Raw genomic sequence first — 25,831 nt, forward strand, 5'->3', positions numbered from 1 at the left:
CGCCAACGTACCACACCCGTTTCAGTGCTCCGGCTGCAGCTGTCCCAGGCGTTGCAGAGCCCGCAGAACGTCGTCCGGCTGGACCGCCAGCATCGCCGGATCGGCCGCGTCGCCAAAGGTGTCGCCCCGCCGGAGGGCCTGATTAGATAACACGATGTGCGGACCCGGCGGAGGACCCCATTCCTGCGGCGGAGCTGGACCGAACAGGACCACGGAGGGAATCCGAAAGGCCGACGCGAGATGAGCGGCGCCGGTGTCTGCCGAAACAACGAGCCGGGCGGCGGCGACAGCGGCCGCGAAATCGCCCAGTGAAAGGGCACCGGCAACCACCTCGCTGCCGTCAAAACCTGCCAGCCGCCCGACCGCTTCGGCGCGGGGACGCTCTGCAGCGGACCCCGTAAGCAGTACCCGATGCCCCCGTTCCGCCAGTTGCGCCGCCACGGCCGCGAATCGATCCACCGGCCAGCGGCGGCTGCCATAAAAGGCGCCCACATGGACAATTGAGGCGCCGCGGAATGGGCTGGCCGGATCTGGCTGCTGCAGATGCAGGTCCTCGGGATCTGCCGGAATCGAATGCCACTGCAGCAGCCGTGCCCAGCGCTGCCGTTCATGGATGCCGTCCTTCCAGTCCGGGCCGGTCCAACCCGGCGCCTTATGGCCGATCCGACGATGCGGCTGCAGCAGTTCGAGCCTGCCCCGGCTTTCCGGACCGGAGCCGTGCAGGTTGACCGCGATATCAACGCTGCCGGGATCCACGTGCAGCTGCTGGTCCAATCCGGCAGTGGGCAGCAGCTCATCCACTTCGGGAAGCAGGGAGACAATCGGCGCCAGCCACCCCGGCGCCGCATAGACCAGCCGATGCTCCGGAAAAGCGCTCTTGAGCGCCCGCAGGGCCGGAACGGCCACCAGGAAATCCCCCAGCTTCAGGGTGCGCAGGGCCAGCAGCACCGGTTGTGATTGCGGGTCAACCATCCTGAACCTCCTAGGTGTTGGGGTCGCGCCCGTTCGACTCAGCCAACAGCGACAGCAGATCCCGCTGCACAGCGTCCGGCCGCACATCGCCGACAAACGACTCGTCATGGCCACAGCGCTCGGTCGCCTCACCTGCGGCCGCGACACCACACACCGGGCACTGAACCAACCAACCGACCTGGATCCGGTGTTTGGCTCTGCTCAAAGGACCAGCATTGATGACATTGCCGCACCAATAGATCGACGCCGTGCGGGCGCCGACGGCCTGGGCCAGGTGCCTGGGCCCGCTGTCATTGCCCAAAAACACCTGGCATTCGGCAAGCAACCCCGCCAGCACCGGCAGCTGGATCTTCCCCGCCACCGAGCTGATGAGCTGCCGCGCGGCCGGGGTGCCGGCCGTGCATTGGGCCTGGCCCACCACGGAAGCCGCCAGGTCAACCTCATCGACATCGCCAATGACCAAGACCTGGTATCCCTCCTGTGCCAGGAGGGCAGCCATTTGGGCAAAATTCCCGGCCGGCCAGCAGCGCCGTGGATCGGACGCACCAGGATGGATGACCGCCATACCCCGCGTCCCCGGCTCACCCCAGGCCAGCGCGGCCAACCGTTCCGCCGCGGACACCTCCAGCAGCGGTTCAAGGCAGACCGCGGGAGCACCGGCCAGGGAAGCAACTTCAAGCCAGCGCAGCGCTTCATGCTGGTAAAAACGGAACGGCAGGTTCCGCTCCAGCGGCACAGCCTTCGGCGCCGCGCACCCCACCGTGTGACGCGCTTCGAGCCGATGCACGAAAGGATTGGAGTTGGCGCCGCCGCCGTGCAGCTGGACCGCCAGATCGAAATGCTGCAATCTCATCCGGTCCATGAACTCATCGGCCGCAGCGGTGTCGGCGCGTGAATCTCCCGGCACATCCCGGATCCCCGGTATTGCGGGAAGGACTTCCACCGCGGCAATGGGGCCGGCACGATCCTGCAGCAGGGCACGGTGCCCCGGAGAACCCAGCAGCGTCACGGCGGCGTCGGGATAGGCGGCGGCCAGCGAACAGATGGCCGGCAGCGCGAAAAACAGATCTCCGAGTCCGCCCCCGCGCAGCACAGCGATGCGCTCAACCCGATTGAACCGGCTGCCGAGCGTCGCAGGCAAACGAAACCGGGACATCTCCGGTGATTCCTCCACCAGCATTCTTTGTTCCTCTGTCCGAAGGTCCAATGTTGCCGGCCCCCGGCGGACGGTGCTGGCGGGCAAGCTTGAAGCCACTCTAGTGGCAGGCGCGGGTTTTGGTTCGAGCCAGGATTGGATCTCCCCGGTGTGTAGCAGGAAGCAGAAACGGGTACGGCACAAATGTGGAAGAAACTTCCGGCGCCGCTCCACGGGCGGCCGCAGCTGCAAGCGATGCCATGTCCCGGCGCATTTCGGCGCAGTGGGCCGACGACGTGCCGCCGGTGCCGGCCGTCATGGATGTCCTGATTCCGGGCTGTGAAAGGCCGGCGGAGCTGGCGGTGACGCTGGCCGGACTGGCCGGCCAGGATGGCCCTGCCTTCAGCGTGGTGGTCAGTGATCAATCCGCGGACGGTGCGGACTGGAAGCATCCGGCGGTTGCGGCCATGGTGCGCGTGCTTCGTGTGCAGGGCCGGAAGGTTACCTTGACCCAACACCTGCCCCGCCGGGGAATGGCCGAGCATCGGCAGCACCTGCTGGACCTGGCCCAGGCGGCCCAGGTCCTTTTCCTGGATAACGATATCTGGCTGGAGCCCGGTGCGCTGGCGCGGATGAGCGGCGCACTGACATCGCTGGGCTGCGGCTTCGTGGGGATGGCCGTCCAGGGGCTGTCCTATCTGCACGACGACCGGCCCGGGGAGCGCGCCACTTTTGAGCCATGGAGCGGCCCAGTCACGCCCGAACGGGTCCGCCGGGACGAACCGGGATTCGCGCGCTGGCCGTTGCACAACGCGGCGAATCCAACCCATCTGGGCGCCGGCCTGGAGCTGAACGAGGACCAGTGGCTGGCCTATCGGGTCGCCTGGCTTGGCGGCTGCGTCCTATTCGACCGGGCATCCCTGCAATCCTGCGGTGGCTTTGATTTCTGGGCCCAGCTGCCCCAGGCACATTCCGGCGAGGATGTGGCCGCGCAATGGCGGGTGATGGAACGCTTCGGCGGTGCAGGCCTGCTGCCCTCCGGTGCGGTTCATCTGGAGTCGCCCACTACAGTGCGGGAGAGAGACGTCGACGCCTTCGATATTGTCTTTCCCGACGCGGCCGCACAAGGCGCCGCTGATCAGAAGACCGCAGTTCAGAACAGGAGCACATGATGCACGCTGGAATGGAAAACCCCCAAGACCGTGGTCCCCGCGAGGAACCGCTCGAACCGTATCCGGGGCCACCGACGCCCGATCCGGCTCCCGCGCCGGGTCCCGGTCGGCCGGACGGATCCCCCGAGGTCAGCCCGGATGCGATTCCCGACACGATCCCGGACCCCCGCAATCCCGGCCGGCCTACCGGCCCGGGCATGCCCTAGGGTCCCCGCTCACCTGCGAAGCCAACGGAAACGCTGCGCTACTGAACGCTGCGCTGCTGAACTCTGGGTTCCTGAACGCTGCGCCGCTGCGCCCTGAGCAGACCCCGGCGCTCCTGAGCCCTCTGCAGCTGCATCCTTTGCGGCCGGGGGCCAGAGAAGAGCCGTCGGTCGGCCGAAAACACCCTTTGTCTTACGGTCGATGAAAATCATATGCAGGGCAAACGACACTCCGACGGCGATGGCCACGCCGCGCACGATGGCAATTGGAATCCACTGGAACACGCTCAACTGGTCCGTCAGGGCAATCAGGGTAAAGAAGGTAGTCAGGCACAGCACGGTTCGCAGTTGCCAGGTCGCTTCGATGCCCGTCACCGCAAAGAACGCCAACAACCAGAGCATGTACCACGGTTGGATCATTGGTGCCAGCAGAACGACGGCGGCAAAAGCCCATGCCATCCGCCGCACCACGACGGCTCCGTACGCTGGCCCGTCCACCCTGCGCACGGCGAGCCAGACGACGACGGCCACGGACAGCGCCTTCCCGATCAGGTGCACCACGTTGGTAACAATATCGCCGGAAACACCAATCTGGTCGGCCAGCCATCCCAAGACCGCACCGGTTGTGCCAACCGGCGCATACCAGATCCACAGCTTGCCTGGCGTGTTCAGGGCTCCAATCCAACCAAACCCCAGGCCGTTGGCCAGGCCGCAGATCCACAGCAGTCCGAAGGAGACGAGGGCGGTCAGCAGCCAGCACCACACCTTGCGGCCCCAGCCGGCTTTCGAGCCGGCCCACAGCAGCCCGACAAAAGGCAGCGCGATCAGGGTGATTGGCTTGACCGCGATCGAAGCTGTGACCAGCACAATGGCCAGCCAGGGTTTGCGCGTGGAGGCACAATACACGCCGGCCACCACCAGCCCCAGCATGAGGGAATCGTTGTGCGCACTGGCAATGAAGTTAAGCAGCAGCACCGGATTGAGCACCATCAGCCACAGCGCCCGCTGTGGGTTGATGCCATGGACCGCCGCCAGTTTCGGAATGAAGATGGCGCACAGTGCAACACCCGCCAGCGCCACCAGGCGGAAGGGAATGATGCTCAATTCGGGAACGCCAAATCCCACCCAGACAGCAAACTGCTCAATCCAGAGAAACAGCGGACCGTACGGCGTGGGAGCCTCGGTCCAGAGCGTGTCCGGGCCGAGTGAGTAGTAGTTGTTCAACGCCGAAATCCCGTTGGTGTAGGGGTTCAGGCCCTGCACCATGAGCCGACCCTGGCCAATGTAGGCGTACACATCCCGGCTGAACAACGGCAGCGCGAGGGCCAGCGGAAGCCCCCACAACAGCAGTGCCTTGATCAGGATCGGATGCGCGCTCGAGTCCCATTGACCGATGCGCTGGGCCAGCCGCAGCCAGGAGCGCACCAGCAGGAGTGCCCCAAAGCACAGCATTACCGTGGCAGTGATGACCCCTGCCGGGGACGTGCGGGCCAGGATGAACAGCGGGTTACGGATCAGGGCCGAACTGCCGGCCAGCCAGCCGACGCCAACCGAACCGGCCAGCATCAGCAAGGAAGCGACAAATCCCTGCAGCAGTGCGATGTTAAGCGTCTTGGCCGCATCGGCTGCAGCCGGTCCGGCTGCGGGTTCGGCGTCTGTCCCCCACAGGACGGCCGTAGCTCCACCGCCGTCATCCCGCCGACCATCTCCAAGCCGCGCGGGCTTCGCTGCGCCACCCCGGCGGGGCTTGGAGGTCAACATGGTGAGCAGTTCCTTTTGATTAAGGAGATTGTTCAGGAGCGACAGGACGCCAAGCGTCGGGATGGCCATTTCCGGTCACGGACAGATGGGAAAGTTGGAGAGGTGCAGTGCAATGATTCTAACACCGCGGCTCCCTCCCTCCGGCGTCCGATGATGCCGCTGCGATACCATCGAAGGGTTGCGGAATTGTTTCCGCAGGCAAGGTTGTTTCGCCTCACGCTGCTGCGTTCCATCCTGCTGCGTTCCATCCTGCTGCGTGCCGTCGATGCATCTTCTAAAACTGCTGGCCAAGCCGGTGAATATCTGACAAGGACTGCTCACATCTCTACCGACTCATTTTTCGGCAACCTTACCCGGCTGCGCAACCGCGTCCTGCCCGCCAAGGCGCAGGCCCGGCTCAACACCCCGCGCGGACTGCTCTGGGGTTTCGTCGCCGTGCACCTGTTCTTCGTGCTGTTCATGATGATCTGGGTGCTTCAGGGCCAGGCCTTCAGCGACACCAACATTTACCGGGACTGGGCGCTGGGTGGTTTCCGGGAGGAAAACCTGGTGGGTCTGCCCAGCCCTTGGGTTTACCCGATCCTGGCCCTGCTGCCTATCGCCATCGCCGGTTTGGCCGGGCCCGGTCCCTTCCTGCTGATCTGGGTGCTGATGATCACGGCACTCAATGCCGTGGCGGTGGGCAAGCTCACTGCATGGGGCCGCAACGCTGCGGCGATCAAGGCCGCCTGGTGGTGGATGGGTTTCGTGTTTTTGATGGGCTGGCTGGGTTTCGCCCGGGTGGACGGACTGACCGCCCCGATCGTTTTGATTGCGCTGGCCTACGGCGTCTCGCATCCGTTCGTCGCCTCCCTGCTGCTCAGCGCGGCGACCTGGGTCAAAGTCTGGCCTGCCGCCGTCGTGCTGTCACTGCTGACCGTGGTCAAGCAGCGCGTGCGGGTCATCGCCGCCGGCGTCCTCGTCACCGCCGTCGTGACGATCGCCGCGTTCGCTCTGGGGGTTGCGCCGAAACTGCTGAACTTCCTCACCGCCCAGGGCGACCGTGGTATGCAGCTCGAGGCCACCTTCACGACGCCGTGGCTGTGGCTTTCCGTGCTGCACATCGACGGCTCCCGGATGTACATGAACACGGACATTAACTCCATGCAGGTGGACGGTCCCGGCACCGAGGTGATGTCCTTTTTGATGCAGCCGCTGCTGATCCTGGCCGCGCTGGTCGTGGTGGTCCTGATTTTCTGGGCGCTGCACAACGGCAAACGCAATGGCGGCACCGACCGCACCGAACTGCTGCTGGCGGGATCACTGACCATGGTGACGGCCTTCGTCGTCTTCAATAAGGTGGGATCCCCGCAGTTCATGGTGTGGCTGGCTCCTGCCGTGGCCGTGGGACTGGCGCACAGCTGGAAGGAATGGCGCGTGCCGGCCACCATGCTGATCGGCATTGCGCTGGCCACCTTCTTTGTCGATCCGCTGTTCTACGATGCGCTGAGCCACAACAATCCGGTGATGGCACTGGTGCTGACCATCCGCAACGTGCTGCTCGTGGTGCTGTTCTGCTGGTGCGTCCGCCGGCTGTACCTGCTGGGCCGAAGGTCACCATCCGCCATTTCCCTGGCCAAGGAGTCCTGACATTTCCGCCGCATTCTTCGCCCTGCTGCTGCGGATCCGGCAGGCGGTTCTGCCACCGGCCGCGGTGGCCTGGTTCGCCCGCCCCGCCAGCGTCTGGTGGGGCTTTGCCGCCGTTCACCTCTACTTCCTGGCTTGGATGATGTCCTTTGTGATCCACGGCGAGGCCTTCAGCGACACGGCTCAGTACAGGCAGTGGGCGGTGGCGGGTTTCCAGCCGGACGACGGCGGCCCCCCCATCAGCGTGTGGGTTTATCCGGTGCTCGCACAGGTTCCGATTTTCTTTGCCAACATTTTAGGTCCAGGCCTGTATCTGGTGGTTTGGACGCTGATGATCAGCGCCCTGAATGCGGCCGCGCTGCTCTACCTCACCCGCGCCGGCAAACGGCCCGAGGGCATCGCACCGGCCTGGTGGTGGCTGATCTTCACGGTCTTCATGGGTTACCTCAGCTTTGCCAGGGTGGAAGGCATCACCGCACCGATTGTCCTGGTGGCCCTGCTGCTCGCCGCCAGCAGGCCGCTGCTGGCCACGGTGCTGCTGAGCATTGCAACCTGGATCAAAGTCTGGCCCGCAGCCGTTGTGGTGCCCATCGTGATCGCCAGCCGCAGGCGCTGGCAGATCATTGGCACCGGCATCCTGGTCAGTGTCCTGGTGGTGGTGGGCACCTACTTCGCCGGCGGCATCCGGCATCTCTTCGACTTCCTGACGAACCAGGGCCAGCGGGGCATGCAGCTGGAGGCTACCTTCTCCACGCCTTGGGTCTGGCTGAGCGTGCTCCACCTGGGCGGCGCCAAAATTGCGGACAACGTGGCCATCAACTCCACCGAGGTCTACGGGCCGGGTACCCCCGTGGCGGCCTTCCTGATGCAGCCACTTTTTCTGCTGGCCGCCGCCATCGGCGCCGGGCTGCTGATCTGGGCCCTGCGCCGCGGTGCCGAGCGCGAGGAGCTGTTCCTGGAAGGTGCGCTGATGATGACGACCGCCTTCGTGGTCTTCAACAAAGTGGGCTCCCCGCAGTTCATCATCTGGCTGGCGCCGGTGGTCACCGCCGGCCTGACTCACTCCTGGCATCGGTGGAGGGTTCCCGCTGCGCTGCTGATGGCCATTGCCGTCACGACTTTTGTGATTTATCCACTGTTCTACACGCCGCTGATCCACGCCAATCCGATCATGGCGTCAGTGCTCACCATCCGCAATGTGCTGCTTGTGCTCCTGATGTACTGGTCCGTCCGGCGAACCATCGACCTGGCCCGCAAATCCGGACCGGCGGCGGCGCTGCCAGCCCCCGCGGAACCAGCCGGCAAGGGAACCCAGCCGGCTGTCCGGCAACAGCTTCCGGGTGTTGGCGTCGATGATGAGCAGATACACGACGAAGGCCACCGCCACCGCGAAGGCCAGCGTTGAGGCCTGGAAGTCCAAATGAACGAATGACCACACCGAAAGCTGATCCTGCGCGCCGAAAACGACGAAAAAGGTGATCACCACGTACAGCGATTTGATCTGCCAGTCATCGCGCAGGCCGCTGACGGCCAGGAATGGAATAAACCAGAGCACGTACCAGGGCTGGATGATCGGAGAGAGCACCACGATGGCGGCGAAGGCAAGGGCCAGGCGCCGGATCAGTTTCGGATAGCTGCCGCGGAACATCAGCAGCACCACCAGGGCCACCCCTGCCCATTTGAGGACCGAACGCAGGATGGTCGCCAGCAGCCCCCCGTTGAGCCCAAGCACATTGGCCAAACCCTCCACCAGCTGGCCCAGGAACCCCGACGGGGCGTATCCGGTGTAGCCGGGAGTGGGGTCGGCGATGGCCCAGACCCAACCGGAGCCAAGGTGGTACGGCAGCCCACTGAGCAGCAGGATGCCGAAGCTGAGCATCGCCGTCGCGCCCCAATAGCAAAATCTTCGGGCCAGGGAGGCCCCCGGACCCGCCCACAACAGCCCGACGAAGGGCAGCAGCACGATGGTGATGGGCTTAACGCCGATTGAAGCCGTCACCAGCAGGACGCCCAGCAATCCGCGCCGGGTGGCAGCGAGGTAGACCCCGGCCACCGCCAATCCCACCATTAGCGCGTCATTGTGGGCACTGGCAACGAAACTGATCAGGAACAGCGGATTCGCCACTGCAATCCAGAGCGCGCGTGCGCCGCTGAGGTTGTGCAGCCGGGCCAGCTTGGGCACAAACACTACGCACAACGCCACACCGGCGACGGCGAGCAGCCGAAACAGAAAAACCGAGAAGTCGGGTTGGGCATCGGTGATCTGGACGACGCCGCGTTCCAGCCAGAGGAAGTATGGCCCATACGGCGTCTTCGCCTCCGCCCAAGCTGGGTCCGCGCCGAGCGAAAACCAGTTGCTCAGAGCCGAGATGCCCGTCTTGTAGGGGTTGAGTCCTTCCAGGACCAGCCTGCCCTGACCTGTGTAGGCATAGACATCACGGGAGAAAATGGGCACGGCGAACAGCAGCGGTGCCGTCCAGGCGGCGATGGCCAGCACCACCGAGCGCAGCGAACCCGGGCCCCAGTGCTTCAACCGCTGTCCCAGCCGGAGCCAGGACCGGACCAGGACCATAGCGCCGACGGTGAGCAGCAGCGTGGAGGTGGTGACCCCTGCGCCCTCCGTCCGCAGCGCAATCACCAGCGGATGCCGCACCATGGGTGAACCGTTAGCGATCCAGCCGGCCCCGATCGAGCCAACGAACACCATGAAGGAGCCGACAAAGCCCTGCAGTATGGCCCAATACGCCTTCGGCGGTAGACCGTTCAGGCCGCCCTGGTGGTCAGTGGCCGGCGGTGGAAAGGCGGACGACGACGGTGCCATCCAGCGTGCCGCAGGCGGCGGGACCGACGCGGCAGGCTCCGGCCGTGTTCCCGGTCCCGCCGGCGGATCGCCTGCCGTCATTTTAGGAAATTCCTCTGCTGGCTGAAGATGGAAGGCGAAGCCTGCTGAAAAGCCGTGCACCGGCGATCATGAATCGTCCCATTTTAGCATCGAGGCATGGCCCCATTGGGGAGGTCTCCGGGCGGTACATTGGTCTGGTGCCTATATCTAATGAACGCATTGTGTGGATCGATTGTGAAATGACGGGGCTGGACCTTCAGGCTGACGCGCTGATTGAAGTGGCCGCCTTGGTCACCGACTCAGAGCTGAACATCCTCGGTGAGGGAATCGACGTCGTCATCAAGCCCGACCCAACGGCGTTGGCCCAGATGGGCGACTTTGTGCGTGAAATGCACACCACTTCCAAATTGCTCGACGAGCTGGAAAATGGCATCTCAATGGAAGAGGCCCAAGCGGCGGTGCTGGCCTACATTAAAGAACACGTTCCGGACCCTAAAAAGGCACCCCTGGGCGGCAACTCCGTGGGCACGGACCGGATGTTCCTGGCCCGCGACATGCCGGACATCGTGGAGCACCTTCACTATCGTGTGATCGATGTCTCAACCATCAAGGAGCTCTCCCGCCGCTGGTACGCCCGCAGTTATTTCCAGGCGCCAGTCAAGCACGGTGGTCACCGCGCCCTGGGCGATATCCGGGACTCCATCAACGAACTAAAGTACTACCGCGAGGCCGTTTTCGTCCCGGCCCCGGGGCCTGACTCGGTGACCGCCAAGCAGATTTCCGGCAAATATTCGCTCTGATCCGCGTCTCCGGTCGAAAGCACCCCCGGAGAGCAGGTAGACTATTTGTCGCTGCCGTTTCCGCCGCGGACGCGAACTCCGGTTCGTCGTTTCGCCGGCCAAGTCAGGGCACATGGTGGGATTAGCTCAGTTGGCAGAGCGCCTGGTTGTGGTCCAGGAGGTCGCGGGTTCAACCCCCGTATCTCACCCAGAGATAGGCAGGACTTCACGTCGGGTCCTGCCGAAACACGAAGGCCGCTCCGGATTCATCCGGGTGCGGCCTTCGGCATGTAATACCGTATGTTCGGCATGTAATACCGTTTGGAAGGGACTCCGCCGCGCGGGATCCCTCGTCGACCGCAGGGAAACCGCAGGGAAGAGGAGCCGCAACGATGAAGCGCAATCTCTACGACGAAGACCACGAACTCTTCCGTGAAGTCGCTCAGGAGTTCAATTCCCGCGAGGTCGCCCCGCACTACGCGCAGTGGGATGCCGATCACCTGATTCCGCGCAGCCTGTGGACCGCGGCCGGCGGGCAGGGGCTGCTGGGCCTGGCCGTTCCGGAAGACCTGGGCGGAATGGGGATGACCGACTACCGCTTCCGTGCAGTTCTCGATGAGGAGTTCGCCGCCAGCAATCATCTGGCCGTGGGCCTGGCACTGCATCTGCACGACGATATGGTGCTCCCCCACCTGCTGGCGTACGCCTCCGAGGACCTGAAACAGCGCTGGCTCCCCGGTATGGCCGCCGGTACCACTGTCACCTCGATTGCCATGACCGAGCCGGGCGCCGGCAGCGATCTGCGGGGTATCCGCACCAAGGCAGTCCGGGACGGAGACGACTGGTTGCTGTCCGGCCAAAAGACCTTCATCGGCAACGGCCTTTCCGGGGACGCGGCCCTGGTGCTGGCCCGCACCGACGGTTCAACCGGGCGCGGCAACAAGGACTCGTTCTCGCTGTTCATGGTTGCCAAGGGTGAGGGTTACAGCACCGGCAAGCAACTGGACAAGATGGGACTCAAGGCCTCGGACACCACCGAGCTCTTCTTCGACAATGTCCGCGTCCCCGGCGCGGATCTGGTGGGTGAGGCCGGCAGTGGCCTGGAATACGCCGCCGGGCAGCTCCCACAGGGCCGGCTGGCAATAGCGGTGGCCTCCTCCGCCCTCGCCCGTGCCGTCTACGAGGCCACGGTGACATACGCCAAGGACCGGAACGCCTTTGGTGAACGGGTCATCGATTTCCAGAACAGCCGGTTTGTGCTGGCCGATGTGCTCACCGAAGTGCAGGTCACCGAGACCTACGTCGACGCCGCCATGCTCGCCTTCAACCGCGGTGAGCTGGACGCGGTCGATGCTGCGCAAGCCAAGTTGTGGGCCAGTGAGCGGGTCAAGTCCATCACGGACCGCTGCCTGCAGCTGCACGGCGGTTATGGCTACATTCTGGAATATCCGGTGGCGCAGGCCTTCCTCGCGTCCCGGCTGCTGACGATCTTCGGCGGCACCAGCGAGATCATGCGCGACATCGTTGGCCGCAGCATCGCCCGCTGAATACCCCTTCCCCCAGCCGCAAGGATTCCTTCATGACCATCCACCCGATCACCATTCTGGGCGACCCCGTCCTGCACCAGCGCGCCGCCCGGGTGGAGAACTTCGATGACCAGCTGCGCACACTGATCGCCGACATGTTTGAAACGATGGACGCCGCCAACGGCGTAGGTCTGGCCGCGCCACAGATTGGTGTGGCGCTGCGCATTTTTACCTATCATCTGGAGAACGACGACGACGTTCCCGACCGCGGCGTGCTGGTGAACCCCTCGCTGATGCCGGGAAAGATTTCCGGCAAGGCACCGGATCCGGACGAGGAGGTGGAGGGTTGCCTGTCTGTCCCGGGCGCCAACTTTCCGCTCAAACGCGCCGAATGGGTGAGGGTTTCCGGTTTCGACGGTCAGGGCCAGCGGCTGGAGTTTGAGGCGACCGGATGGTTTGCCCGCTGCATGCAGCACGAATACGACCATCTGGACGGCCGGCTGTACGTGGACCGACTCAATGAGCGTTACAAGCGCAAGGCGAAGCGGACCGCGCGGGACCGGGGCTGGGGCGTTCCGGGGTTGACCTGGCTGCCCGGCGTGGACGCGGATCCCTTCGGGCACTGATCCTGCAACTGGTTCACGGGAGGCACTGCCCGGGGCGCTGAAAGCTGTTTCACCTTCCTGTCCGCTGCAGTACATTGATCGAAAGCGCTGGAGCGCATGCCCCTGCTGCACATTTGGGAAATAATCGGGAAACAGGAGTGTCACGGATGGCCGAAGTACTGCTCTTCCACCATGCACAGGGGCTGACTCCCGGCGTCGCCGCCTTCGCCGAGGAGCTGCGAACGGCCGGGCACACCGTGCACACGCCCGATCTCTACGATGGGCGCACCTTTGCAACGTTGGCGGAGGGGCTGGCCTATGCCGAGGAGATCGGCTTCGATGAGGTTATGGAGCGCGGCATCCGGGCGGCACAGGAACTACCGTCCGAGCTTGTCTACGCCGGCTTCTCCCTTGGCGTGCTGCCGGCCCAGCGGCTGGCACAGACGCGGCCTGGTGCACACGGGGCCCTGCTGTTCTAGTCCTGTGTGCCGGTGTCCGAATTCGGTCCGGGCTGGCCGGCAGCCGTTCCGGTCCAAGTGCATGGGATGGACGCGGATCCGATCTTCGTCGGTGAAGGTGATATTGACGCGGCCCGGGCGCTTGTCGAGGAGGCTGACGACGCCGAACTCTTCCTGTACCCCGGCGACCAGCACTACTTCGCCGACAGTTCACTGCCGTCCTTCGATCCGGACGCCGCCGCGCTGCTGACCCAGCGGGTGCTGGCTTTCCTCAGCCGGTAACAGGCCTCCCTAACGACCGCGCTCTGTTTAGGGGCTTTGCGCCACGGGCTGGATAGGGTGGATGACATGGCATCCGTTCCTATTCCCGACCCCGCTCCTGCCGACGTCCTTGACTGGCTGGGCGTAGAGCCCGCAGACCGTGCCGACTGCGCACATCTGCTGGCAGGTGAACCCGACCCGTCGGTCGTCGGCATCCTGGAGGAGCTTGGACGACGGCTCGGCTCCGATGCCGAGCAGGGCGGCGGCCACGTCAACGACGAACTCGCCTGGGTTGAAGGCTATCTCCGGTTCGCCCCGACTATCATCCGCTGGCACCTCCAGCGCGGCATCCCCGAGGACATCAGCCGCGCCACGCTTGCCGATTTCGGCCGTAACCTTGGCATCAACCGCCGCGTTCACGGCCGATTTGGACTTGACGCCTGGCCCTGGCTCAGCAGCCACTTCGCCGGTCAAATCCATCAGTTGGGGCGGCTGCAGTATCTGCTGCACCGCAGTTCGGATGCCATCCCCGGCGTAAAGGACGGGGAATGGGTGCTCGGCATCCACATTCCCGAGGCGGGTTCACTGGCCCCCAACGCAGTGGCCCGCAGCCTGGCTGCGGCCCGGCCCTTCTTTCGCCAGTACTTCCCGGACCAGCCGGTGCAGACCGCCAACTGCGCGTCCTGGCTGCTGGATCCTTACCTCGGCTCGCACCTGGATGCCGATTCGAACATTGTGCGCTTTGCCCGGCTTTTCACCCCTTACGGTGACCCCGTGGACACACCCTCGGACGCCGTCTACTTCACCTTCCGCACCCGCAGCATGGAAGGGCTGGATACCCTGCCGCGCCGCAGCTCGCTGCAGCGGGTGGTGCTGGAGCGGATCGAAGCAGGTGGATGCTGGCAACTTGGACATGGCTGTTTGCGGCTCCCTTAATCACATGGCGCTCCCGCAGCCGAAGGCTATTCCAACGCGGGCCTTACCAAGGCGGATGAACCGGCGCCGGTTCATCCGCGCCGCCTTGACCAGCGGCTCGGCGACCTGCGGTAAACTTGGGTCTTTGGCCAAGAGTGCCTTTGACCGGATACGGTCACTCCAGTTCAGGAAAGAAGCACAGTGTCCCAGGACGTCCTCTCCCCCGCCCGTGCCAACGAGATCACGGGCCAGGCGTCCCGCCGTCGTACGTTTGCCGTAATCTCGCACCCGGATGCCGGCAAGTCGACGCTAACGGAGGCCCTGGCCCTGCACGCCAGAGTGATCGGGACGGCGGGAGCCACCAACGGCAAATCCAACCGAAAGGAAACGATTTCCGACTGGATGCAGATGGAGAAAGACCGCGGCATCTCGATCAGCTCCGCCGCGCTGCAGTTTTCCTATCGAGACACCGTGATCAACCTGCTGGACACCCCCGGCCACGCTGACTTCTCCGAGGACACCTACCGAGTACTGGCCGCCGTGGACTGCGCAGTCATGCTGGTCGACGCCGCCAAAGGCCTGGAAACGCAGACCATGAAACTGTTCGAGGTCTGCCGCCAGCGTGGTCTGCCCATCATCACGGTCATCAATAAATGGGACCGACCGGGCCTGGATGCACTGGCGCTGATGGATGAAATAACCGAACGGACCGGCTTGATACCGGCTCCGCTGACATGGGCGGTCGGGATTGCCGGCGACTTCCGCGGTGTCTGGGACCTGCAGCGGGACCGTTTCGTCCACTTCAGCCGCAATAACAGCGGTGCAAGCATCGCGCTGACCGAGTATTTCACTCCGCAGGAGGCCGCGGCCAAGGAAGGTGATGCCTGGACGGAGGCCGTCGATGAGGCCGGGCTGCTGGCCGAAGCGGATGCGGGGCTGGACCGGGAAAGTTTCTACGCGGGCCGGACCACACCGATCTTGTTCTCCTCCGCCGCCTTGAATTTCGGCGTCAAGGAACTGCTGGACGCACTGGTGGACTACGCCCCGGCAGCGGCCGCGCGCCCCGATGTGGAGGGTGGGGCCCGACCGGTGGAGGCCCCGTTCTCCGGATTCGTGTTCAAGGTCCAGGCCGGAATGAACCAGGCTCACCGCGACCACGTAGCCTTCGTACGGGTCTGCTCCGGGGTTTTTGAACGCGGAATGGTGGTCACCCAGACACGCACCGGAAAGTCCTTTGCCACCAAGTACGCCCAGCAGGTGTTCGGACGCGAACGTGAGGTGATCGACCAGGCCTATCCTGGCGACGTCGTCGGGCTGGTCAACGCGTCGGCGTTACGGGTAGGAGACAGCCTCTATGTGCAAAGTCCGGTGGAATATCCCGCCATCCCGCTCTTTGCGCCGGAACATTTTCAGGTGGCGCGGTCCAAGGACCCCAGCCGCTACAAGCAGTTCCGCCGCGGCATTGACCAGCTGGAGCATGAGGGCGTGATCCAGGTGCTCCGCTCAGATCTGCGTGGCGACCAGGCACCCGTGCTCGCTGCCGTGGGACCGATGCAGTTTGAGGTGGTGGAGGATCGCATGACACACGATTTTGGTGCGCCGATGCGGTTGGAAAAACTGCCGTATTCACTCGCGCGGTTAACCACGTCGGATGCGATGCAGACCCTGAGTACAGTCCACGGCGCCGAGGTGCTGGTCCGTTCCGATGGGGAAATCCTGGCACTGTTCAACGACATCTGGGCCTTGCGCCGGGTGCAGAAAAACCATCCCGACCTGCTGCTGGAGCCGATCGGCACGCAGTCCCGCAGCGGCTCGGCCGGCTAACCCCGCAAAGAACCCGCCCCGGCTGAGGGTCAATTCTCCCGGAGCACCCTTTGCAGATCCAGCGCGGCAGTGTCTTTCAGGCTCTCCAGCTGGGCGAACCGCTCGGGGGAAATGTCCCCCGCGGCAAAGTCCCGCTTTGCATGTTCAAACTGCCGATTGGCCTCCTCCAGGTTTTCCTGGGCCAACTTCACGGAGTTCACGTAATGGATTTCGTTCATACTTGCATCATCGCAAACATTCACCCTCGTCACCAGCGGCGCGCCAACGACGGAGCGTATCACGGAGGATATCCCGATTCCAGCGTCTGCTGGCCCGGGCAACGGTCCAGAACACGCTTCATGGCTTCCTTCTCCGCCGGCGTTATCCACAGCCGGTAGGCGGCCTTCACCGAGACTTGGCGCGCCACGTACTGGCAGCGGAAAGCCTTGTTGGGCGGCAGCCATGCCGCTGTATCGCCGTCGCTCTTGTCCACGTTCGTTGGTCCATCCACCGCGATGAGGTTCAACGGGTCATTGGCGAGATTCTGCCGCTGCAATGCAGTGAGCTGCTGGGCGCCGCTGCGCCAGGCATCCCCGAGCGCAACTACGTGGTCAATTTGAATGGCCTTGCTTGAATCCGGGCCACGGCTGAAATCCATGACCCGGCCCGTGTACGGCTCTGAAAGCCTTCCGGCGGCCACCAGGCAGCGCGAGCCCTTGACCAACTGCACGTCCGTCAGGTCACGGCGCAGGACATCATCGCGGGTATCGCAGCTGTTCCGGTCGACATCCAGCCAGGGCTCCCCGAAAGCCTGTCGGTCATAGTTGTTGCGCGCGTCCGCGACCCGGACCGTCAGGATTTCCACCACACTCAGCGCAGGCGCCGCATGCACCCGCAGCACCGGTCCGACGGCCCCGGGCCGGTTTGTCTCCACCACCGGTGGGGAGAATCCATGACCCGGACCGGCGGGATCCATTGCAAGGTTGGTGTGCAGCCAGCCCAGCACGGCGGCCACGAGCGCCAGAACGAGTATCAGCATGGCCAGCACCCTGCCCTGGGGCCTGACGCTCAAGCCGAACCCTACGCCGCGCAAAGGGCCACGCCGGGACCGCAGACCGCCGCGTGGCAGGAGGCGACGCCGGGACCGCAGACCGCGCGCGTCGTTACCCATTTCTTCGCCTCCATCGGTCGCAGCGGCGCGCACTCCTGATGACGGAGGCGGAGCCTGTAACGCCGAGTGTAGGCCGCCGGACAGACAGCCCGGGAGATATCCACAGTCCATCAGAACTGCTAAGAGGTCACGGCTAAGAGGGGACGGCTAAGAGGGGACGGCTAAGAGGGGACGTCGAGGATGGCACTGACGGCCAGCGCCGATAGCTGGCTCATCAGCCAATCACCAGAAATTCCCCAGAGCGCACCCTGATTGGTTCCCTACCGTGGAGATATGGACAAGCTGCAGGGAAGAGTCAGCAGGTGGATCGGTCTGGACCTGCTGGAGTATGAGGTTCCTGAAATGGATGAGATGGAACAGACTGATTGGGGAGGCACGAAACTATGCCCTGCCCCAAGGACGCTGTTCTGGCCTAGGCAGCGCCTCGTGCTCCGCTCCAAACTCGGGCGCCAACCCAGCGGCGGGCATCGAAGCTTCCTCCACAACCATCACCTACCGGCCTGATTCCTCACGGAATGTCATCTGGCGGCCCGATTCCCGCCGGCCGGATTGCTGACACGACACTTGTTATTGGAGTTGGATGGGTTGGCCGATACGCCGGGTTCTGTTCTCCTGGCCCGTTGCCAGTCCAGGAGCGGTAGCCATCCATCTACGAACGCCGTTGCCGACGCCCTCCAGCAGCCTACCCGGACACTCGGACGAGCAGTCCTCGAACATGCCCTGTCTGGCCTTGCTCCCAGTGGGGTTTACCTAGCTTCCCCGGTCACCCGGGGAACTGGTGGTCTCTTACACCGCCGTTTCACCCTTACCTGCATCCTCGGTGCGTTGCCGCACCGCAACCAGGCGGTCTATTTTCTGTGGCACTTTCCTGCGGGTTACCCCGAGTGGGCGTTACCCACCACCGTGCTCTGCGGAGCCCGGACGTTCCTCGAGCCACTTTCGTGACGCGCGGCCACCTGGCCAACCCATCCAACGTCTCAGTCTAGCCGCTATCCGTCATGCGCCATTCAGCTGTGCCGGGCCGGGCTGGGCAGAACCAAACCGGGCCAGACCATCACCAAGCGGCCAGCCCGACCTCCGCGCTCATACCTGTGCACCTACTGCCGTCTCGGCACCGGCGCGCACCGCCGTCTCCGGCAGTTCGGACGGGAAGGCCAGCGGGTGGACCCCCGCCATTTCCTCCATCACCCGGATCACCTGGCAGCTGTAACCAAATTCGTTGTCGTACCAGAGATAGAGCACCAGATTCTTTTCGCTGGCAATGGTGGCCAAGCCGTCGACAATGCCGGCGCGGCGCGAGCCAACAAAATCGGTCGAGACAACCTCCGGCGAGTCGACGTAGTCAATCTGCTTGTGCAGTTCGGAGTGCAGCGACATGGTGCGCAGGTAGTCGTTGACCTCTTCCTTGCAGGTGTCCCTCTCCACCGTGAGGTTCAGGATCGCCATAGACACGTCTGGAGTGGGGACCCGAATCGAGTTTCCCGTCAGTTTGCCGGCCAGTTCGGGCAGCGCCTTGGCCACCGCTTTGGCGGCCCCTGTCTCCGTGAGCACCATATTCAGCGCGGCGGATCGGCCCCGGCGGTCACCCTTGTGGAAGTTGTCCGTCAGGTTCTGGTCGTTCGTAAAGGAGTGCACCGTCTCCACGTGCCCATGCACTATCGAGTACTTGTCGTTGATGGCCTTCAGCACGGGAGTTATGGCATTGGTGGTGCAGGAGGCGGCCGTAACAATGCGGTCCGAGTCGGTGATGGTGTTGTGGTTGATGCCGTGGACGATATTCTTCAGCTCGCCCTTGCCGGGTGCAGTCAGCAGCACGCGTCCCACGCCGCGGCTGAGCAGGTGCTGGGAGAGACCTTCGGCATCGCGCCAGCGCCCGGTGTTGTCCACCACGAGGGCGTCACTGATGCCGTAAGCGGTGTAGTCGATGGTGGCCGGATTATCCGAGTAAATAACCTGCATGAGTGTTCCGTTGGCTAGAATCGTGTTGTTTTCCTCATCGACGGTGATCGTTCCGTCGAACGGGCCGTGCACGGAATCACGGCGCAGCAGGCTGGCCCGCTTGATCAGATCCTGGTCGGAGCCGCGGCGAACCACAACGGCGCGCAACCGCAGCCCGTGGCCACCACCAGCGTGCTCAATCAGGATCCGGGCCAGCAGCCGACCGATCCGGCCAAAGCCGTACAGCACGACGTCGGTGCTGGTGCGTTCGTCGATGCCTTGCCGGCCGACGACGTCGGCGAGTTCGGCACGCAGGTACTCCTCCAGCGGCTTGGCATCCCCGGCCTGGTGCTTGAAGCCCAAGCTGAGCCGGGCCAGATCGATGGAAGCGGCACCAAGTTTGAGCCCGACGAGCGCCTGCAGCAGCGGCAGGGTTTCCTCCAGCGGCAGCTCGACATTGTCGATCTGCCGGGCGAAACGATGCGTCTTCAACAGCCCGACGACGGACTGGTTGATCAGGCTGCGTCCGTAAACCGAGGTAACCACGTTGTTTTCCCGGTATAAACGGCCGATCAGCGGGATCATGGCCTCGGCGAGAGCCTCACGCCTGATCCAAGAGTCCAAGGCAATATCAGCACTCTGCGTCACAATAATCTATCCTTCCCAACCGGAATCGCCGTCGACTCCGGCCGTACACCGGGTTCCGTTCGAATGGCCCCGGGCCCCGAAAACGCGGCGCGGATTGCCTCGGTTCCGGGAAGATGTGCTTTCCTTTTCAGGCTGCTGCCACCGAGAGGCTGTTCTCCCTCGAAGGCGTCGCAGGGGCGATGGCTTACCGGGGTGCCCTGCCCCGCTAACTATTCTAAAGTCCGCAGGCCCGCGCTGCCGCACTGAGTGAACAGAATCACGTTCGGTCCGGGCACTACCTGCGGACCGCGCCCGGGAACAACCTGGAAGGCGCTTCACGGAACGGGCTGCGGAGCCGCCTGTGCGCGCGCTGCGGAGCGGCCGCGGAAACGATCCGGAGCACCACCGGCGCGTGGCCGCGGTCCAACCCGTTAGGCTTCTGGGGTGCGCATTCTGCTCCCGCCCTCAGAAGGTAAAACCGCGGCCGTCAAGGGGTGCCCGCTCGTTCTGAACGAGCTCTCGTTTCCCGAGCTATCAACGGCCCGGCGCGAGGTGATCTCTGCCCTGCAGCAGGTCTCCGGCAGTGCGGATGCGCTGCGCCAATTGGGGGTGGGTGCTTCGCTTGCGGCGGAGGTGCTCCGCAATACCCGCCTGCAGAGCGAACCGGCCGCCCCGGCTCACCTGATTTATTCCGGTGTCCTTTACGACGCGCTCGGTTATCGAAGCCTGACACCCATCCAACGGCGCAAGGCGGACGCCGCCGTCGTCGTCCTCTCCGGGCTGTGGGGTGCCATCGGTTTCGCGGACCGCATCCCGGCCTACCGGCTGGGTATGTCTGTGGGTCTGCCCGGACTTGGGCGGCTCGGGGCCTATTGGAAGCCTCGGCTTGGCGCCGCGCTGACCGCTTACGCGGTTGGTCACCTGCTGGTGGACTGCCGCTCCAGCAGCTACGCCGCGGCGTGGACCCCACCGGCGGAGCAGACGGTGGCCGTGAACGTTTTCCGCCAGGCCAACGGCAAACGGACTGTGGTGTCGCATTTCGCCAAGCACACGCGCGGAGAAGTCGCCGGACATCTGCTCACGCGGCGCGGCAATGCACCCGGCACGCCCGCGCAGCTGCACAAGGCGGTGGCGGAAAGGTGGGACGCCGAGCTGGTGCCGGCAACGGCCCGGAAAGCGCATCAGCTCAACCTGATCCTGCCCGGCTAAAACTCCGGGAGGCCTTGGTCCGGCTGACCGGAGGCGGCTACCAACTCCACTTCAAAGCCCTCCCGGTTTTCCAGATACGCCGCATAGTTGCCCGCTCCCCCAGCGAACGGGTGCCGGTCTCCGAAGAGCAGACTCCAACCGTGGGCTGCGGCGGTTCGGGCCAGCCGTTCGACGTTTTCCTCGCTGCCGGCGCGGAAGGCCAGGTGATTCAACCCTGGCCGGAGCCGGTCGTGACCGCCGGGACGCACATCAGGTCCCGACTCCAGCACAATGTACTCCGCTCCGCCCTGCCAGGAGCCACCAGCCGGTCCGGTTCCCCATTCATCGCGCAGTACGTAGCCAAGCTGCTCAAGCATCCAGCCCAGCGATTCCTTGGCCTGCGCGTAATCGGGCACCCAGATTTCCAGATGGTGCAGGATGCCGGCCGGCGTGCGGTCGGGATGGCCGGGTAGCTCTAGGTCCACTCGGGATTACGGACCAGAATGGCACCCGAGTCGGGGCAGAAAACAATGTCATCGTCGGCGGCCTTGCGGATATCCGCCAGATCGCCCGGACTCAGCTGCATGCCTGACCCTTCGGAGGTGCCGTGGAACAGTCGGGCCGCCCCCACGCCGCGCTTGGTCAGGGTCCGTTCGTAGACGGCCAGCAATGCGGGATCGAAGGAGCCGGCGAGCTCGCCACGATCACCCACGGTGGCCTCGCGCTCAGCCGCCACCTCAACCAGCTGACCATCCAGCTCGGCCCGGATCCCGTCGAGGGAACCTTTGATATCGTCGACCACACCCTGCTGCTTGGCTGCCTTGGCCGTGGCCGCCTCGAGCCGCTCCATGACCTCAAGTTCGGTGTCCTCCAGGCTGGACCGGCGTTTTGCCAGCGACGCCAGGTCATTCTGCAGGGCCATCAGGTCCTTGGACAGGCCACTGCCACTGTTAAGTTTGGCTTCGTCCCGGGCAATCCGAGTGGCAACCTGTTCAACATCGGCTTCGGCGCGGGAGAGCTGCCGCTGGACGTCCGCCACCTCCGTGTTCAGGACCACTAGGTCGCTGTTTGCCACCGACAGGCCAGCCTGGAGGTCGGACAGCCGCGGATCCTGCCGCAGGGTCCGCGTGCGGTGGTCCAGCTGCTTAATTTTCGCGTCCAGCGCCTGCAGTTCAAGTAAACGTAGCTGCTCCGCTGCTGCTGCCTTCGCCATTCATTTCCTTCCAAGGTGCGGGCGCCGGCTTCGCTGTGACCGTCCGGCTATGTCTTAGATTACGTGGTCTGAGATTAAGTGCTAACCGCCCAAACCTGGGGTCAGAATGAAGTCCCAGGGATCGGTGTTGGTCTGACTGACGCAGAGCTCGACGCCGAACTGCTGGTCCGTCAGCATATTTCCCAAAGCCTTCGCGGCCTCCGGCAACCACAGCCACTCGCTGGCAAAATGTGACATGTCCACCAGGTACGGCCGCCCCTGGGCCGCCGACTCCCTCGCCTCGGACGCGGGATGATGGCGCAGGTCCGCTGTGACATAAACATCCGCCGCGCTGTTCCGCACCGCATCAAAGAGGCTGTCACCCGCGCCGCCGCACACGGCCACCCGCCGGATCAGCGCCCGCCGGTCGCCCGAGACCCGGACACCCCCGGCAACCGCGGGCAATAGATTGAAGACCCGTTCGGCAAAATCCCCCAGGCTCACGACTGTGGCAAGCTGGCCGACCCGCCCAATGCCTTCTTCCGGCAGCCCGCGCGCCGCCGGGGCCAGCGGCACCACATCCGTCAGTCCCAGAGCATCAGCGAGCACGTCCGAAACGCCGCCTACGGCGCTGTCGCCGTTGGTGTGGACCGTCAACAGGGCGCAGCCGCCCTCGATCAGCCGGTGCACGGCCTGACCCTTGCCGCTCGTCGCGGCCACCGAGTGCACTCCCTTCATCAGCAAGGGGTGGTGGCTGATCAGCAACTGGGCACCCCAGTCCAGGGCCTCCTCGATCACTTCCAGTGTCGGATCGACGGCGAACATGATCCGGGACACCGTTGCGGTCGGTCGGCCGGCCACCAGTCCGACGGCGTCCCAATCCTCGGCCAGCGAGGCCGGCCACAATTCCTCCACGGCCAACAGGACGTCGGCCAGGGTTGGAGCCGGCCGCTGCGCGGCCGGAGCGCTGCGGTCCTCGTCCCTGCCGCCGGCGCTGCCCGCGGCGCTGCCGTCGTAGCTGTTCCCGCTGACCCCTGCGTTCCCGCCGTCGCCCGCGTTCCTCCTGCCGCCGCCGTCGCCCGCGTTCCTGCCGCCGCCGTCGCCCGCGTTCCTGCCGCCGCCGTCGTTCCTGCCGCCGATCCCGCCGCCGCCGTCGTGGTCCACGATTTCGCCGTCGTTCCCGCCGCCGTCGCCCCTACGTTCAACCGGTTCCATATCTCCAGTTGTACCCTATCGGCGGCGCGGGCCGGGCGGCGTAAGGCCTTCGTAAGAAGTGGTCGGGAATCTTCTGGCCAACTCCGACATTGATACAAAGCATGAAGACTTTTGTACTGGGCGGCGGTTGTTTCTGGTGTTTGGATGCGGTTTATCAGCAGACCAAGGGGGTCGCGGAGGTGCTCTCCGGCTATACCGGCGGGCAGGTGCACAACCCGAGCTACGATGAAATCTGCTCCGGCACCACGGGGCATGCCGAGGTTGTGGCGGTGACCTTCGATGAAACGGTGGTCCCCGAGAACGTGATCCTGGACATGTTCTTCGTCTCGCACGATCCGACCACTCTGAACCGGCAGGGCTACGACGTCGGCACCCAATACCGCTCCTCCATGTTTTACACCGAACCTTCCCAGCAGGAGGCGTTCGAGGCGGCCATCGTTCGGAACCAGGAACACTGGAGCAAGCCAATCGTCACCGAAGTGGCACCGCTGCCGAAGTTCTACCCCGCGGAGAAGTATCATCAGGACTTCTACGCCAAGTACCCCGAACAGGGCTACTGCCAGGTGATCATCAATCCGAAACTTGCGAAGGCCCGCAAATATTACTCTGAATGGCTAACCGCCTAACGTTGCTGGTTGAGTGCTTCAGCGCTGGGTAGGCTGGCACGGGTTTGTTCTTTCACAGATAGGTAGCAATTCATGGGACGCATATACGACGACGTCACCCAGCTGGTGGGCTTCACTCCACTGGTCCGGCTCAACCGCATGACCGAGGGACTGCCGGCGACGGTGGCGGTCAAGCTTGAGTTCTATAACCCGGCCAACAGTGTCAAGGACCGGATCGGCGTTGCCATCGTGGACGCCGCGGAAAAGGCCGGTGCGCTCAAGCCCGGCGGAACCATCGTGGAGGGCACCTCGGGTAACACCGGCATTGCGCTGGCGATGGTGGGCGCCGCCCGCGGTTACCGGGTGCTGCTGACCATGCCGGAGACCATGTCCACCGAACGGCGCGTCATGCTGCGGGCGTACGGCGCCGAGATTGTGCTGACCCCGGGTTCGGAGGGCATGAGCGGCGCGGTGCAGAAGGCCAAGGATATTGTCGCCAGCACGGAAAATTCGATTTGGGCTCAGCAGTTCGCCAACCCCGCGAACGTGGAAATCCACCGCACCAGCACCGCGGAAGAAGTCTGGGAAGACACCAATGGCGAGGTGGACATTTTTGTTGCGGGCATCGGCACTGGCGGAACCATTACGGGTGTGGGCCAGGTGCTCAAGAAGCGCAAGCCGGGCGTGCAGATTGTCGCCGTCGAACCCAAGGACTCCGCGATCCTCAACGGCGGCGCTCCGGGACCACACAAAATCCAGGGCCTCGGCGCCAACTTCATCCCCGAAATCCTGGACCGTGAGATCTACGACGAGGTCATGGACGCCACACTGGAGGACTCCGTGGCAACGGCGCGCGCCCTGGGCAACCAGGAGGGCATTCTGGGCGGAATCTCGGCCGGCGCTGCCGTATGGGCCGCGCTGGAACTGGCCAAGCGGCCGGAAAACGCGGGCAAGCTTATTGTTGCAGTGGTTCCGGACTTCGGTGAACGCTACATTTCCACCGTCCTGTACGACGACATCCGCAACTGAGAGTTCCCGCGGTGCCGGTGGCCGCGACGGCAACGCCCGCGCTGCGGCGCACCAATCGCCGTGCTGGCACTCCCCGCGCCGGAGCGTACCAAGTGGCCGCTTCAGTAATCCCTTACCATGGCGGCCCCGAAGCACAATGGAAAGAAGCCTGTGAGCTCATTTGTCCGGTCCTTCGCCCGGCTGCGCGAAGATCTTGAGGCCGCCCGGTCGCATGACCCCGCCGCACGCGGTTCGGTGGAAAACTTTTTCGTCTACTCCGGCCTGCACGCCATCTGGTTCCACCGGCTGACACACCGGATGTGGGCCAATCCGGGGCTGCGTTTCCCGGCCCGGCTGCTGTCGCAGTTTGCGCGCCTGGTCACAGGCATCGAGATCCATCCCGGCGCCACCGTGGGCCGGCGCTTCTTCATCGACCACGGAATGGGAGTGGTGATCGGTGAAACCGCCCAGATCGGCGATGACGTGATGATCTACCATGGCGTGACCCTGGGCGGGCGTTCACTGGCCAAAATTAAGCGGCATCCAACCATCGGGGACCGCGTGACCATCGGTTCGGGCGCCAAGGTCCTGGGGCCCATCACGATAGGTGCGGACAGCGCCATTGGCGCCAACGCCGTCGTCGTCAAGGATGCTCCGGCAGAGTCCATCATCACCGGCGTTCCGGCGCGCTGGCGGCACCGCGACGCTCGGCGGGAAAGTGCGCCGGCCGTCGACCCGGCTGAATACATCGATCCCGCCATGTACATCTGAGCCAGTCAAAACTGAGCAAGTCAAAACTGAGCCGGGGCCCCCGTTCTGCGGAACGGGG

23 protein-coding genes, 1 tRNA gene, 1 other RNA gene and 1 pseudogene are annotated in these 25,831 nt (G+C 64.5%); 15 read left to right on the forward strand and 11 right to left on the reverse strand.

Annotated elements, in window-relative coordinates:
- Positions 1–21 precede the first annotated feature (21 nt).
- A complete protein-coding gene (locus tag IV498_RS11660) occupies positions 22–972 on the reverse strand; it encodes a glycosyltransferase family 9 protein (RefSeq protein WP_269046796.1) in 951 nt (316 codons plus the stop codon).
- A gap of 10 nt (positions 973–982) precedes the next feature.
- Positions 983–2,152, reverse strand: a complete 1,170-nt coding sequence (locus IV498_RS11665; protein ID WP_269046798.1) for a glycosyltransferase family 9 protein — start codon at positions 2,150–2,152, stop codon at positions 983–985.
- Between the two features lie 161 nt (positions 2,153–2,313).
- Here IV498_RS11665 and IV498_RS11670 point away from each other — a divergent pair, with 161 nt between their 5' ends.
- Positions 2,314–3,279 carry a glycosyltransferase gene (locus IV498_RS11670; protein WP_269046800.1) on the forward strand — a complete coding sequence of 322 codons (966 nt, stop codon included), beginning with the start codon at positions 2,314–2,316 and terminating at the stop codon, positions 3,277–3,279.
- Between the two features lie 215 nt (positions 3,280–3,494).
- On the opposite strand, the gene mptB (IV498_RS11675) is transcribed toward IV498_RS11670, so the two are convergent.
- A complete protein-coding gene (gene mptB, locus IV498_RS11675; protein WP_269046802.1) occupies positions 3,495–5,243 on the reverse strand; it encodes a polyprenol phosphomannose-dependent alpha 1,6 mannosyltransferase MptB in 1,749 nt (582 codons plus the stop codon).
- A 321-nt stretch (positions 5,244–5,564) separates the two neighbouring features.
- On the opposite strand from mptB (IV498_RS11675), the gene IV498_RS11680 reads away from it, so the two are divergent.
- Positions 5,565–6,872, forward strand: a complete 1,308-nt coding sequence (locus tag IV498_RS11680; protein WP_269046831.1) for a glycosyltransferase 87 family protein — start codon at positions 5,565–5,567, stop codon at positions 6,870–6,872.
- Positions 6,873–6,900: 28 nt separating this feature from the next.
- Positions 6,901–8,160 (forward strand): annotated as a pseudogene (locus IV498_RS11685) (glycosyltransferase 87 family protein); the annotation flags it as partial.
- Here the strand turns inward: IV498_RS11685 and mptB (IV498_RS11690) are convergent.
- Positions 8,047–9,771: a polyprenol phosphomannose-dependent alpha 1,6 mannosyltransferase MptB gene (gene mptB, locus IV498_RS11690; protein ID WP_269046804.1), complete on the reverse strand. Its 1,725-nt coding sequence runs from the start codon at positions 9,769–9,771 to the stop codon at positions 8,047–8,049. The pseudogene IV498_RS11685 and the gene mptB (IV498_RS11690) overlap by 114 nt on opposite strands.
- 137 nt (positions 9,772–9,908) lie before the next feature.
- On the opposite strand from mptB (IV498_RS11690), the gene orn reads away from it, so the two are divergent.
- From orn to IV498_RS11725, 8 genes are all read left to right on the forward strand, one after another.
- Positions 9,909–10,511, forward strand: a complete 603-nt coding sequence (gene orn / locus IV498_RS11695) for an oligoribonuclease (protein ID WP_269046806.1) — start codon at positions 9,909–9,911, stop codon at positions 10,509–10,511.
- Between the two features lie 115 nt (positions 10,512–10,626).
- A tRNA-His gene (locus tag IV498_RS11700) sits at positions 10,627–10,699 on the forward strand.
- Positions 10,700–10,882: 183 nt separating this feature from the next.
- Positions 10,883–12,037 carry an acyl-CoA dehydrogenase family protein gene (locus IV498_RS11705; protein ID WP_269046807.1) on the forward strand — a complete coding sequence of 385 codons (1,155 nt, stop codon included), beginning with the start codon at positions 10,883–10,885 and terminating at the stop codon, positions 12,035–12,037.
- A gap of 32 nt (positions 12,038–12,069) precedes the next feature.
- Positions 12,070–12,642 carry a peptide deformylase gene (gene def, locus IV498_RS11710; protein ID WP_269046808.1) on the forward strand — a complete coding sequence of 191 codons (573 nt, stop codon included), beginning with the start codon at positions 12,070–12,072 and terminating at the stop codon, positions 12,640–12,642.
- Positions 12,643–12,788: 146 nt separating this feature from the next.
- Positions 12,789–13,100 carry a hypothetical protein gene (locus IV498_RS18915; RefSeq protein WP_330059528.1) on the forward strand — a complete coding sequence of 104 codons (312 nt, stop codon included), beginning with the start codon at positions 12,789–12,791 and terminating at the stop codon, positions 13,098–13,100.
- Between the two features lie 12 nt (positions 13,101–13,112).
- Positions 13,113–13,361, forward strand: coding sequence for a dienelactone hydrolase family protein (locus IV498_RS18920; RefSeq protein ID WP_330059530.1), 249 nt, complete (start codon positions 13,113–13,115; stop codon positions 13,359–13,361).
- 66 nt (positions 13,362–13,427) lie between these two features.
- Entirely contained in the window at positions 13,428–14,276 is an 849-nt protein-coding gene (locus IV498_RS11720; RefSeq protein WP_269046810.1) for an acyltransferase domain-containing protein, read from the forward strand.
- A gap of 180 nt (positions 14,277–14,456) precedes the next feature.
- Entirely contained in the window at positions 14,457–16,079 is a 1,623-nt protein-coding gene (locus tag IV498_RS11725) for a peptide chain release factor 3 (protein ID WP_269046811.1), read from the forward strand.
- 29 nt (positions 16,080–16,108) lie between these two features.
- Here IV498_RS11725 and IV498_RS11730 read toward each other — a convergent pair whose 3' ends face one another.
- The 4 genes from IV498_RS11730 to IV498_RS11745 all read right to left on the reverse strand — a co-directional run bounded on the left by IV498_RS11730 (position 16,109) and on the right by IV498_RS11745 (position 19,815).
- Positions 16,109–16,297 (reverse strand): hypothetical protein, encoded by a 189-nt coding sequence (locus tag IV498_RS11730; RefSeq protein ID WP_269046813.1) that lies wholly within the window; start codon positions 16,295–16,297, stop codon positions 16,109–16,111.
- A 59-nt stretch (positions 16,298–16,356) separates the two neighbouring features.
- Positions 16,357–17,130 carry an HNH endonuclease family protein gene (locus IV498_RS11735; protein WP_269046815.1) on the reverse strand — a complete coding sequence of 258 codons (774 nt, stop codon included), beginning with the start codon at positions 17,128–17,130 and terminating at the stop codon, positions 16,357–16,359.
- Positions 17,131–17,806: 676 nt separating this feature from the next.
- Positions 17,807–18,197: RNase P RNA component class A (rnpB, locus tag IV498_RS11740), an RNA gene on the reverse strand.
- A 115-nt stretch (positions 18,198–18,312) separates the two neighbouring features.
- Positions 18,313–19,815, reverse strand: a complete 1,503-nt coding sequence (locus IV498_RS11745; RefSeq protein WP_269046817.1) for a glyceraldehyde-3-phosphate dehydrogenase — start codon at positions 19,813–19,815, stop codon at positions 18,313–18,315.
- Positions 19,816–20,238: 423 nt separating this feature from the next.
- On the opposite strand from IV498_RS11745, the gene IV498_RS11750 reads away from it, so the two are divergent.
- Positions 20,239–21,003 carry a YaaA family protein gene (locus IV498_RS11750; protein WP_269046819.1) on the forward strand — a complete coding sequence of 255 codons (765 nt, stop codon included), beginning with the start codon at positions 20,239–20,241 and terminating at the stop codon, positions 21,001–21,003.
- On the opposite strand, the gene IV498_RS11755 is transcribed toward IV498_RS11750, so the two are convergent.
- From IV498_RS11755 to IV498_RS11765, 3 genes are all read right to left on the reverse strand, one after another.
- Complete coding sequence (locus IV498_RS11755) at positions 21,000–21,467, reverse strand: VOC family protein (RefSeq protein ID WP_269046821.1); 468 nt, start codon at positions 21,465–21,467, stop codon at positions 21,000–21,002. The two genes, IV498_RS11750 and IV498_RS11755, sit on opposite strands and share 4 nt — an antisense overlap.
- On the reverse strand, positions 21,458–22,195 hold the full coding sequence (locus IV498_RS11760; RefSeq protein ID WP_269046822.1) for a zinc ribbon domain-containing protein: 738 nt from the start codon (positions 22,193–22,195) through the stop codon (positions 21,458–21,460). The genes IV498_RS11755 and IV498_RS11760 overlap by 10 nt, the downstream gene beginning before the upstream one ends.
- Before the next feature lie 81 nt (positions 22,196–22,276).
- Entirely contained in the window at positions 22,277–23,389 is a 1,113-nt protein-coding gene (locus tag IV498_RS11765; RefSeq protein ID WP_269046823.1) for a Nif3-like dinuclear metal center hexameric protein, read from the reverse strand.
- A gap of 101 nt (positions 23,390–23,490) precedes the next feature.
- On the opposite strand from IV498_RS11765, the gene msrA reads away from it, so the two are divergent.
- The 3 genes from msrA to epsC all read left to right on the forward strand — a co-directional run bounded on the left by msrA (position 23,491) and on the right by epsC (position 25,773).
- Complete coding sequence (gene msrA, locus IV498_RS11770; protein ID WP_269046825.1) at positions 23,491–24,015, forward strand: peptide-methionine (S)-S-oxide reductase MsrA; 525 nt, start codon at positions 23,491–23,493, stop codon at positions 24,013–24,015.
- 72 nt (positions 24,016–24,087) lie between these two features.
- The gene (gene cysK / locus IV498_RS11775; protein WP_269046827.1) at positions 24,088–25,023 is read left to right on the forward strand and encodes a cysteine synthase A; all 936 of its coding nucleotides are present in this window, start codon (positions 24,088–24,090) and stop codon (positions 25,021–25,023) included.
- Between the two features lie 117 nt (positions 25,024–25,140).
- Positions 25,141–25,773: a serine O-acetyltransferase EpsC gene (epsC, locus tag IV498_RS11780; protein ID WP_269046829.1), complete on the forward strand. Its 633-nt coding sequence runs from the start codon at positions 25,141–25,143 to the stop codon at positions 25,771–25,773.
- The last annotated feature ends 58 nt before the right edge of the window (positions 25,774–25,831 follow it).

The sequence above is a fragment of the Paenarthrobacter sp. Z7-10 genome (assembly GCF_026932795.1).
Classification (GTDB): Bacteria; Actinomycetota; Actinomycetes; order Actinomycetales; family Micrococcaceae; genus Arthrobacter_M.